This window comes from Streptomyces sp. NPDC060002, assembly GCF_042737245.1.
GTDB lineage: Bacteria > Actinomycetota > Actinomycetes > Streptomycetales > Streptomycetaceae > Streptomyces.
Genome location: NZ_JBHWUW010000079.1, coordinates 22682 through 32441 on the forward strand (window position 1 = coordinate 22682; position 9760 = coordinate 32441).

A 9760-nucleotide genomic window follows, 5' to 3' on the forward strand; every position below is an offset into this window, starting at 1 on the left:
GGGCAGCAACGAACCCGTACATGGCAGGAGTTGGCCGGACCGCCGCCGCTTGTTCACTCCTTCCGGCCAGGGGCACGAAAAAGCCCGCCCCAGGTGGGGCGGGCTTCACCGGGTGACGGTCAGGGGGCTTGCAGATCGACGAGTTCGGCCACGGCGGCCCGGTGGGCGCCCGCGCTGCCGTAGGCGATCGAGTCGGCCTTGGCCCGCTTGAGGTACAGGTGGATCGGGTGCTCCCACGTCATGCCGATGCCCGCGTGCAGCTGGAGTGCCTCCTCGGCGGCGTGCACGGCGACCCCGGCCGCGTAGGCCTGGGCGACGGCCACCGCGATGTCGACGTCCTCACCGCTCGCCAGCGTGTCGGCCGCGCCCCGGGCGACGGCCCGGAGGTTGACGACCTCCAGCCAGAGCTGGGCCAGCCGGTGCTTGATCGCCTGGAAGCCGCCGACGGGCCGGTTGAACTGCTTGCGCTCCTTCAGATAGCGCACGGTCTCGGTCAGCGCCCAGTCGGCGAGCCCGAGTTGCTCCGAGGCGAGCAGTCCTGCGCCGGCCCGCAGAGCACGGTGGACGGCGGATTCGGCGTCGCCGAGGCGGCGGCCGGGAGCGTCGGCGAGGGTGAGCGTGGCGAGCGGACGGGTGAGGTCGAGGGACACCTGCGGGGTGACGGTCACGGCGGCCGCGTCGACCGCGTACAGGCCGCCGTCGTCCGCGGGCACGAGCAGCACGTCGGCGACGGCCGCGTCCGCGATGCCGGACAACTCGCCGTGGAGAAGCCCTCCTTCGACGTGGACGGCCTGGACGGCGGCCCCCGGTGCGGTGTGCAGCCCGACCGCCAGCGCGCCGATCGTCCGCCCGGACGCCAGTCGGCCGAGCAGTTCCTCGTCCCCGACGGCCAGCAGCGCCTCGGTGGCGACGACGGCACTGGTCAGGTACGGCACAGGGGCGACGGAGCGCCCCAACTCCTCCAGTACCACGGCGACTTCGCGATGAGTGGCGCCCTGACCGCCCAGCGCCTCGGGCACCAGCAGGCCCGCGAGGCCCATGCCGTCGGAGAGCGCCTTCCAGGCCGCGAGGTCGTGCGGCGCGTCCGACTCCGTACGCGCGATGACCCCGGGCGCGTCGCAGTGGTCGGCGAGCAGGTCGCGGACGGCGGCGCGCAGCGCCTCCTCCTCCTCGGAGTAGAGAAGATCGGGCTGTGCGCTCATCGGGCCAGGTCCTTCCAGGCGACGTCCTTGTCGGTGCGCGGCTCGGACGGGAGGCCCAGGACGCGCTCGGCGACGATGTTCAGCAGGACCTCGCTGGTCCCGCCCTCGATGCTGTTGCCCTTGGAGCGGAGGTAGCGGTATCCGGCGTCCCGGCCGGTGAAGTCCACCAGCTCCGGGCGGCGCATCGTCCAGTCGTCGTACAACAGGCCCTCCGCACCGAGGAGTTCGACCTCCAGGCCGCTGATCTCCTGGTTGAGCCGGGCGAACGCCAGCTTCATGCCGGAGCCCTCGTAGCCGGGCTGGCCGGCGACGAGCTGCTGGCGCAGGCGTTCGCCGGTGAGACGGGCGGCCTCGGCCTCGACCCAGAGCTTCAGAAGTCGTTGGTGCAGGTCGTGGGTGCGCAGCTCGGGCCGCTCGCGCCAGGTCTTCGAGACCGGGCCGATCATGCCGCCCTCGCGGGGCAGCCGCATCCCGCCGATCGACACGCGCTCGTTCATCAGGGTGGTCTGCGCGACCCGCCAGCCGTCGCCGACGTCACCGAGGCGGTGCGCGTCGGGGATGCGGACGTCGGTGAGGAACACCTCGTTGAACTCGGCCTCGCCGGTGACCTGACGCAGCGGCCGGACCTCGACGCCGGGGTCGGTCATGTCGCAGACGAAGTAGGTGATGCCGGCGTGCTTGGGCAGGTCCGGGTCGGTGCGGGCGATGAGAATGGCCCAGCGGGCGACATGGGCGCTGGACGTCCACACCTTCTGTCCGTTGACCACCCATCCCTCGCCCTCACGGACGGCGCGGGTGCCGAGCGCGGCCAGGTCGGAGCCGGCGCCGGGCTCGCTGAACAGCTGGCACCAGACCTCCTCGCCCACCCACAGGGGCCGCAGGAACCGCCGCTTCTGCTCCTCGGTGCCGTAGCGCAGGATCGTCGGCGCGGCCATGCCGAGGCCGATGCCGAGGCGCCGCGGGTCGTTGTCGGGGGCGCCTGCGGCCGCCAGCTCGGCGTCGACGACGGCCTGCAGGGAGCGGGGCGCGCCCAATCCGCCGAGGCCCTCGGGGTAGTGGACCCAGGCCAGTCCCGCGTCGAAGCGGGCCTTGAGGAAGTCCGTCGGATCGGTGCCGGCGGGCGGGTGCGCGGCCAGCAACTCCGCTGTGCGGCGCTTCAGTTCGGCTGCGTCGGTCATGCGGTGGCTCCGTTCTGCGGTACGACGGCGACCCGGCCGGTGGTGACGCCGTCGCCGACCCGCTGCACGGCGGCCGCGGCCCCGTCGAGCGGGACGCGCTCACTCACCAGCGGCCGGATGGCGCCCCGGGCGGCCAGCTCGGTGAGCTGCTCGTGGCAGTGCTGGACCAGCTTCGGGTTCTTGGTGTTGTACAGGCCCCAGTGCAGGCCGAGGATCGAGTAGTTCTTGACGAGGGCGTGGTTCAGCGCGGGACTCGGGATGGTCCCGCTCGCGAAGCCGACGACCACGATCCGGCCCTCGAAGGCGACGACCTTCGCGGACTGGGTGTAGGCCTCGCCGCCGACGGGGTCGTAGATCACGTCGGCGCCCCGGCCGCCGGTGGCCGCTTTCACGGCCCCCACGACGTCCTCGGCCCGCCGGTCGATCACCACGTCGCAGCCCAGCTCGCGGGCCACTGCGGCCTTCTCGGCGCCGCCCACGACGCCGATGACGGTCGCGCCCGCCGCCTTCCCGAGCTGCACGGCCGCGCTGCCGACCCCTCCGGCGGCGGCGTGGACGAGCAGCGTCTCGCCGGCCTCCAGATGCGCCCTGCGGTGCAGACCGAACCAGCCCGTCTGGTAGCCGACGTGCAGCGCGGCGGCCTCGGCGTCGTCCAGCGACTCGGGCGCGGGCAGCAGGGCGGCCGCGTCGGCGACGGCGTACTCGGCGAAACCGCCGTACGGCAGCGCCGGGTTGGCGATCACACGACGGCCGTCCTCGGTCTCGCCGCAGATCTCCACGCCCGGTGTGAACGGCAGCGGGGGCCGCACCTGGTAGTGCCCCCGGACCATCAGCACGTCCGGGAAGTTGATGTTCGCGGCACGCACCCTGAGCAGGACCTGGCCGTCGCCGGGCGTGGGCCGCTCCACGTCCTCGAGCCGCATCACCTCGCTCGGCTCGCCGTTCTCGTGCACCTGCCATGCCTGCATGCGGAGCCTCCACGGGACTGCGTCGTCCGACCGGCGTTCCGACCGGGTCGATTCGCATACTAAGCGGTCGCTTGCCTGGAGGGAACAGGCGACGGCCGAAGAGTCGCCTCCGTCACCCCTTCCGAGGCCTCGCTCGAACATGCATCCGCTCACCCTGCGGTCCGAACAGGCTCAGGAACTCGGCTGGCCCCTCCCCCGTCGACCCGAACCAGTGCGGCACGCGCGTGTCGAACTCCGCGGCCTCGCCCGCCGCCATCACCACGTCGTGCTCCCCCAGCACCACCCGCAGCCGCCCGGACATCACATACAGCCATTCGTAGCCCTCATGGACGCGCAGCTCGGGCTCCTCCTCGCGCCGGGGCACCAGCACCTTGAAGGCCTGAAGTCCGCCGGGCTGCCGGGACAGCGGCCAGAAGGTGCGCCCGTGCCGCACGATCGGCTCGGCCCGCACCCGGGGATCCCCCACCGGCGGCGCCCCGACCAGCTCGTCCAGCGGCACCTGGTGGGCCTGGGCGATCGGCAGCAGCAGCTCCAGGCTGGGCTTGCGCAGCCCGGACTCCAGCCGCGAGAGAGTGCTGACGGAGATGCCGGTCGACTCGGACAGGGCCGCGAGCGTCACCTCCCGCTCCTTGCGGAGCCGCCGCAGCCTCGGTCCGACCTCCGCGAGTACCTCATCGGTCGTCATGCCTCCATATTGCCGAAGCGGCAAATATGTTTGTCAATCCCGCGCGCGCCCGGCGACCGTGGTCGCGGAGGTGGTCACCGTGACCGAGAAGACCGAGGAGTACGAAGTGATCGTCGTCGGCGGGGGCGCCGCCGGCCTGTCCGCCGCGCTGGTCCTGGGCCGGGCCCGGCGCCGCACACTGGTCGTCGACGCGGGTGAGCCACGCAACGCGCCCGCCGCCCACATGCAGGGCTATCTGTCGCGGGACGGCATGTCACCCGCCGAGTTCCTCGCCGTCGGACGCGAGGAGATCGCGCGGTACGGCGTGGACCTGGTCCGCGACCGGGTGGTGGACGCCACCAGGGACGAGGGCTTCGCCGTACGGCTCGCCGGGGGCACCCCCTCCGGGGGAGGCCGGACCGTGCGGGCCCGGCAGCTCGTCGTCGCGACCGGCCTGAAGGACGAGCTGCCGCCCGTCCCGGGCCTCGCCGAGCGCTTCGGCCGGGACGTGGTCCACTGCCCCTACTGCCACGGCTGGGAGGTCCGCGACCAGGCCTTCGGCGTGCTCGCCACCACCCCGATGAGCGTCCACCAGGCGCTGATGGTGTCCCAGTGGTCGAAGGACGTGACCCTCTTCCTGCACACGGTCGCCGAGGCGGAACCGGCCGACGAGGACCTGCGCAGGCTGGCCGCGGCCGGCGTGCGCGTCGTCCCCGGCGAGGTGGCCGGACTGGTCGTCGAGGCGGACCGGCTCACCGGGGTCCGGCTCCGGGACGGACAGGTGCACGACCGCGAGGTGGTGTTCGTGGCGCCCCGGGCGGTGCCGCGGACGGACCTGCTCGCCCGGCTGGGCGCGGAGCTGAGCGAGACCCCCTTCGGGACGTACCCCGTGGTCGACGGACGGGGCCTGACGAGCGTGCCCGGCCTGTGGGCGGCCGGCAACGCGTCGGGCTTCGCCGAGCAGGTCGTGAACGCGGCCAGCCGTGGCTACCGGGCCGGGGCGGCGATCAACGGGGAGCTGCTCATGGCGGACCTCGACGCGGCCGTCGCCGGCTGAGCGGTCCAGACGAATCAGGCTGCGGTTCGGCAGCACCCCCAAGGGGCGCGGGGAACTGCGCGACCAGCCACAACGCGCCCGCGGACGAAGAGCAACCCATTCCTCGGCGTGTAAAACAGCGGAGCGCGCCGCACCATGGCTGCATGCTGCTGACCCGGCTCGCCGACGTGTCCCGGGAGGTCGCCGCCACCTCGGCGCGCTCCCGCAAGATCGCCCTGCTCGCCGGACTGTTCCGGGACGCGGAGGCTGACGACGTGCCGGTCGTCATCCCCTATCTGGCCGGGCGGCTCCCCCAGGGACGGCTGGGCATCGGCTGGAAGGTGCTGAGCCGGACGGTCCCCCCGGCCGACGGGCCGACCCTCACCGTGCGGGAGGTGGACGCCCGGCTCACCGAGCTCGGCCGGCTGTCAGGGCCCGGCTCGCAGGCCGAACGGACGCGTCTGGTCGGGGAGTTGATGGGCGCGGCCACCGCGGACGAACAGCGCTTCCTGCTCGGCCTCATCACCGGCGAGGTCCGGCAGGGCGCGCTGGACGCCATCGCCGTGGAGGGCCTGGCGCAGGCGACCGGGGCCCCCGCCACGGACGTACGCCGGGCGGTGATGCTGGCCGGGTCGCTGCGGACGGTGGCACAGGCGCTGCTCGCGGACGGACCGGCGGCGCTGGAGGCGTTCCGGCTCACCGTCGGCCGGCCGGTCCTGCCGATGCTCGCGCACACCGCGTCCGCCGTGGCCGAGGCGGTCGGCAAGCTCGGCGTCTGCGCGGTGGAGGAGAAGCTGGACGGGATCCGCGTCCAGGTGCACCGCGACGGCGACGACGTCCGCCTCTACACCCGCACCCTCGACGACATCACCGACCGGCTGCCCGAAGTGAGCGACGCGGCAAGGCGGTTGACGGGATCGCGGTTCATCCTGGACGGCGAGGTCATCGCCTTCGACGAGACGGGCCGCCCCCGCTCCTTCCAGGAGACGGCCGGCCGGGTCGGCTCCCGGGTGGATGTGGCGGCCGCCGCCGAGGCGGTCCCCGTCGCCCCGGTCTTCTTCGACGCGCTGTCCGTGGACGGCCGGGACCTGCTCGACCTGCCGTTCGCCGAACGGCACGCGGAGCTGGCCCGGCTGGTGCCCGAGCCGATGCGGGTGCGCCGCACGGTCGTGTCCGGCCCCGAGGACGTCGGAGCCGCGGAGGAGTTCTCGAGGGAGACCCTGCTGCGCGGTCACGAGGGAGTCGTGGTGAAAGCCCTCGACGCGCCCTACAGCGCGGGCCGGCGAGGCGCGTCCTGGCTGAAGGTCAAACCCGTGCACACACTCGACCTGGTGGTGCTGGCCGCCGAGTGGGGCCATGGGCGGCGCACCGGCAAGCTCTCCAACCTGCACCTCGGCGCCCGCACCGCGGACGGCGGCTTCGCCATGCTCGGCAAGACCTTCAAGGGCCTGACCGACGCCCTGCTCACCTGGCAGACGGAGCGCCTGAGGGAACTGGCCGTCGACGAGAGCGGATACGTGGTGACCGTACGCCCCGAACTCGTCGTGGAGATCGCCTACGACGGCCTTCAGCGCTCCACCCGCTACCCGGCCGGCGTCACGCTGCGCTTCGCCCGCGTGCTGCGCTACCGCGAGGACAAGCGCCCGGAGGAGGCGGACACGGTGGAGACCCTGCTCGCCGCCCACCCGGAGGTGCGCCCTTGACCCCCGCGACGCCGAAGCGCAGCGCGGGCCTGCTGTTGTTCCGGCACACCGACGACGGTCCGCAGGTGTTGCTGGGCCATATGGGCGGTCCGTACTTCGCGAAGAAGGACGCCGGGGCGTGGACCGTCCCGAAGGGCGAGTACGTGCCCGACGAGGCGGCCTGGGAGGCGGCCCGCCGCGAGTTCCGGGAGGAGCTGGGCCTGCCGCCGCCCGACGGCGAGGCGATCGGCCTCGGCGAGGTCCGGCAGACGAACGGCAAGATCGTCACCGCGTGGGCGATCGAGGCGGACCTCGACCCGGCGGCGATCACCCCAGGCACGTTCACCATGGAGTGGCCGCCGAGGTCCGGCCGGACCCGGGAGTTCCCGGAGCTGGACCGGGTGGCCTGGTTCGGACTCGACCGGGCCCGCGAGCTGATCGTCACGGCACAGGCCGCGTTTCTCGACCGGCTGGCGGAGCACTCGGCCTGAGCGGATGCGCACGCGTTGCGGCCCAGGGGCCGACGCGGGAAGGTCGAAGCACAGTCAGCTCTTCAGGAGGTCGGTCATGCCCATCGCGACGGTGAACCCGGCGAACGGCGAGACGCTTCGGACGTACGAGGCCATGGGCGAGGAGGAGCTGGAGCGCCGGCTCCAGCTCGCGGAGGCCACGTTCCGTACGTACCGGACGACGACGTTTCCCGAACGCGCCCGCCTGCTCGGCCGGGCCGCCGACCTCCTCGAGGAGGACCAGGGGGACATCGGCCGGGTGATGACCACCGAGATGGGCAAGCCGGTGAAGCAGGCGCGCGCGGAGGCCGCGAAGTGTGCCAGGGCGATGCGCTGGTACGCCGAGCACGCGGCGGAACTGCTCGCCGACGAGGAGCCGTCCGCCGTCGACGTGAAGGACTCCGGCGCCGCGCGCGCCCTGGTCCGCTACCGGCCGCTGGGCCCGGTGCTCGCGGTGATGCCGTGGAACTTCCCGCTGTGGCAGGTGGTCCGGTTCGCCGCGCCGGCGCTGATGGCGGGCAATGTGGGTCTGCTCAAGCACGCCTCGAACGTCCCGCAGACCGCCCTGTACCTGGAGGACCTGTTCCATCGGGCCGGCTTCACCGAGGGCTGCTTCCAGACGCTGCTCGTCGGCTCGGGCGCGGTCGACGAGATCCTGCGCGACGAGCGGGTGAAGGCGGCGACCCTGACCGGGAGCGAGCCGGCCGGCCGGGCGGTCGCCGCCACCGCCGGGGCGATGGTCAAGAAGACGGTGCTGGAGCTGGGCGGCAGCGACCCGTACGTGGTCATGCCCTCGGCGGACGTCGACCGGGCCGCACAGGTGGCGGTGACCGCCCGCGTGCAGAACAACGGGCAGTCGTGCATCGCCGCCAAGCGGTTCATCGTTCACACGGACGTGTACGACGCGTTCACCGAGCGGTTCGTCGCGGGCATGGCGGCGCTGAGGGTCGGCGACCCGCTGCAGGAGGAGACGGAGGTCGGGCCGCTGGCCAGCGAGCAGGGGCGGTCGGACCTCGAGGAGCTGGTGGACGACGCGCGGCGCTACGGCGCCGCCGTGCTGTGCGGAGGCGAACGGCCCGACGGGCCGGGCTGGTACTACCCGCCGACCGTGCTCGCCGGGATCACCCGCGAGATGCGCATCCACCGCGAGGAGGCGTTCGGGCCGGTCGCGACGCTGTACCGGGCGGCCGACCTGGACGAGGCGGTGCTCATCGCCAACGACTCGCCGTTCGGCCTGAGTTCCAACGTGTGGACGCGGGACGAGGCCGAGGTCGACCGTTTCGTGCGGGATCTGGAGGCCGGCGGGGTGTACGTCAACGGGATGACCGCGTCCCATCCGGGGTTCCCGTTCGGCGGGGTGAAGCGGTCCGGGTACGGCCGTGAGCTGTCCGGGCACGGAATCCGGGAGTTCTGCAACATCACCACGGTTTGGCACGGTGTGTGAGCGCCGCGCGGCTACGATCCCGGATGTGAACCGCGAAGTGACTCTGCCTCTGATCGTCGATGACCGCGGGACCTTGCAGGTGGCCGCGGCCGACGTGAGCAAGCTGCTCCGCACGCTGGGCGGTCGGTGGCTGCATCTCGTCGAGGCCGGGGCGGACGGGCTGGACGAGGACACCGTCGCCGCGTTGACCATCGAACTCGCGAAGCTGGCCGACCGCATCGATGTGGCGTGCATCGCGCACAGCAGCGGGGGCGCACCCTAGGCGGCTCCTGAGGGGCGCCCCGGCGCGCTACTTCACGTCGCCCGCGAAGATGGACGTCTCGGAGTCGAAGTCGGGAGCCACCTCGACCTGGAGGTACTTGGCGCTCTTGGGGAGTTCGCATCCCCAGGAGAACGACAGGGAGCGACCGGCCAGGATGCTGGTGTCGGGGGTGCCGTCGAGACCGTCGTCGAAGATGGCCTCGCCCTCCTTGCCCTCGTCGCCGTGGGCGCAGTTCACGGTCATGCTGGTGGCGTCGAAGGTGTTCTTCGAGCTGTTGACGACCTTGATCGTGAACTTGACGTAGGGCGTGTTCTCGGGGGACGCGTAGTCGTGCGAGACGCCCCGGGCGAACTTCGACAGGCTGATCTCGACGTTGTTCTCGTAGACGACCGTGTCCGAGAGCGTGTAGGCGCCTTCCTCCGTCTCCTCGGCCGCGGGTTCGTCGTCCGCGTCCGTCTCGGCGGCCGCATCGGTGCCGTCCGCGAACTCCGTCTCGGTGACGGTGACCGTGGGCGCGGCCTCCGCACCCTCGTCACCGTCCCCGGTGACGAGCACCGTGACGGCGGACGCCAGGACCGCGGCGACCACGGCCGCGGCCACGGCGACGAGGACAGTGGTGGAGGTGGCCCTCCCGGGCGGCAGGGGCGGCGGCGGAGGCGGGAACGGCGGGCCGTAGCCAGGCATCGGCGGTGGCGTGAAATCGTTGCTCATGGTCCCCCCAGGACTGTTCCGTTGAAGAGTAAATCATCTCTTGTCGGAGGTCGGACGGGGAGTCCTGGGACGGCGTGATCCGGCCCCCGGGGGTCCTCCCCGGG

Annotated in this window: 10 protein-coding genes; 5 read left to right on the forward strand and 5 right to left on the reverse strand. The window is 72.7% G+C overall.

Going from position 1 to position 9760, the window contains the following annotated elements; translation table 11 throughout:
- Nucleotides 1-119: 119 nt before the first annotated feature.
- From ACFWBD_RS38330 to ACFWBD_RS38345, 4 genes are all read right to left on the reverse strand, one after another.
- Nucleotides 120-1202 carry an acyl-CoA dehydrogenase family protein gene (locus tag ACFWBD_RS38330; protein ID WP_385677793.1) on the reverse strand — a complete coding sequence of 361 codons (1083 nt, stop codon included), beginning with the start codon at nt 1200-1202 and terminating at the stop codon, nt 120-122.
- Entirely contained in the window at nt 1199-2380 is a 1182-nt protein-coding gene (locus ACFWBD_RS38335; protein WP_385677796.1) for an acyl-CoA dehydrogenase family protein, read from the reverse strand. The genes ACFWBD_RS38330 and ACFWBD_RS38335 overlap by 4 nt, the downstream gene beginning before the upstream one ends.
- Entirely contained in the window at nt 2377-3348 is a 972-nt protein-coding gene (locus tag ACFWBD_RS38340; protein WP_385677799.1) for an NADPH:quinone oxidoreductase family protein, read from the reverse strand. Before ACFWBD_RS38340 ends, ACFWBD_RS38335 begins: the two co-directional genes overlap by 4 nt.
- Nucleotides 3349-3460: 112 nt before the next feature.
- Entirely contained in the window at nt 3461-4033 is a 573-nt protein-coding gene (locus tag ACFWBD_RS38345) for a helix-turn-helix domain-containing protein (protein WP_385677802.1), read from the reverse strand.
- A gap of 70 nt (nt 4034-4103) precedes the next feature.
- Here ACFWBD_RS38345 and ACFWBD_RS38350 point away from each other — a divergent pair, with 70 nt between their 5' ends.
- The 5 genes from ACFWBD_RS38350 (at nt 4104) to ACFWBD_RS38370 (ending at nt 8945) form a co-directional block, all read left to right on the forward strand.
- Nucleotides 4104-5069: an NAD(P)/FAD-dependent oxidoreductase gene (locus tag ACFWBD_RS38350; protein WP_385677805.1), complete on the forward strand. Its 966-nt coding sequence runs from the start codon at nt 4104-4106 to the stop codon at nt 5067-5069.
- Nucleotides 5070-5212: 143 nt separating this feature from the next.
- A complete protein-coding gene (locus tag ACFWBD_RS38355; RefSeq protein WP_385677808.1) occupies nt 5213-6751 on the forward strand; it encodes an ATP-dependent DNA ligase in 1539 nt (512 codons plus the stop codon).
- On the forward strand, nt 6748-7221 hold the full coding sequence (locus ACFWBD_RS38360; RefSeq protein ID WP_385677811.1) for an NUDIX domain-containing protein: 474 nt from the start codon (nt 6748-6750) through the stop codon (nt 7219-7221). Before ACFWBD_RS38355 ends, ACFWBD_RS38360 begins: the two co-directional genes overlap by 4 nt.
- A gap of 76 nt (nt 7222-7297) precedes the next feature.
- Entirely contained in the window at nt 7298-8683 is a 1386-nt protein-coding gene (locus ACFWBD_RS38365) for an NADP-dependent succinic semialdehyde dehydrogenase (RefSeq protein WP_385677814.1), read from the forward strand.
- 25 nt (nt 8684-8708) lie between these two features.
- Nucleotides 8709-8945, forward strand: a complete 237-nt coding sequence (locus ACFWBD_RS38370; RefSeq protein WP_028807142.1) for a DUF6213 family protein — start codon at nt 8709-8711, stop codon at nt 8943-8945.
- Nucleotides 8946-8972: 27 nt separating this feature from the next.
- Here ACFWBD_RS38370 and ACFWBD_RS38375 read toward each other — a convergent pair whose 3' ends face one another.
- Entirely contained in the window at nt 8973-9656 is a 684-nt protein-coding gene (locus ACFWBD_RS38375) for a hypothetical protein (RefSeq protein ID WP_385677817.1), read from the reverse strand.
- Nucleotides 9657-9760: the final 104 nt, after the last annotated feature.

What these genes read in the sequence shown, in the direction of transcription:
- ACFWBD_RS38345 (WP_385677802.1), bottom strand. Translation starts at nt 4,033, where the DNA reads ATGACGACCGATGAGGTACTCGCGGAGGTCGGACCGAGGCTGCGGCGG.
- ACFWBD_RS38375 (WP_385677817.1), bottom strand. Translation starts at nt 9,656, where the DNA reads ATGAGCAACGATTTCACGCCACCGCCGATGCCTGGCTACGGCCCGCCG.
- ACFWBD_RS38335 (WP_385677796.1), bottom strand. Translation starts at nt 2,380, where the DNA reads ATGACCGACGCAGCCGAACTGAAGCGCCGCACAGCGGAGTTGCTGGCC.
- ACFWBD_RS38340 (WP_385677799.1), bottom strand. Translation starts at nt 3,348, where the DNA reads ATGCAGGCATGGCAGGTGCACGAGAACGGCGAGCCGAGCGAGGTGATG.
- ACFWBD_RS38330 (WP_385677793.1), bottom strand. Translation starts at nt 1,202, where the DNA reads ATGAGCGCACAGCCCGATCTTCTCTACTCCGAGGAGGAGGAGGCGCTG.
- ACFWBD_RS38365 (WP_385677814.1), top strand. Translation starts at nt 7,298, where the DNA reads ATGCCCATCGCGACGGTGAACCCGGCGAACGGCGAGACGCTTCGGACG.
- ACFWBD_RS38355 (WP_385677808.1), top strand. Translation starts at nt 5,213, where the DNA reads ATGCTGCTGACCCGGCTCGCCGACGTGTCCCGGGAGGTCGCCGCCACC.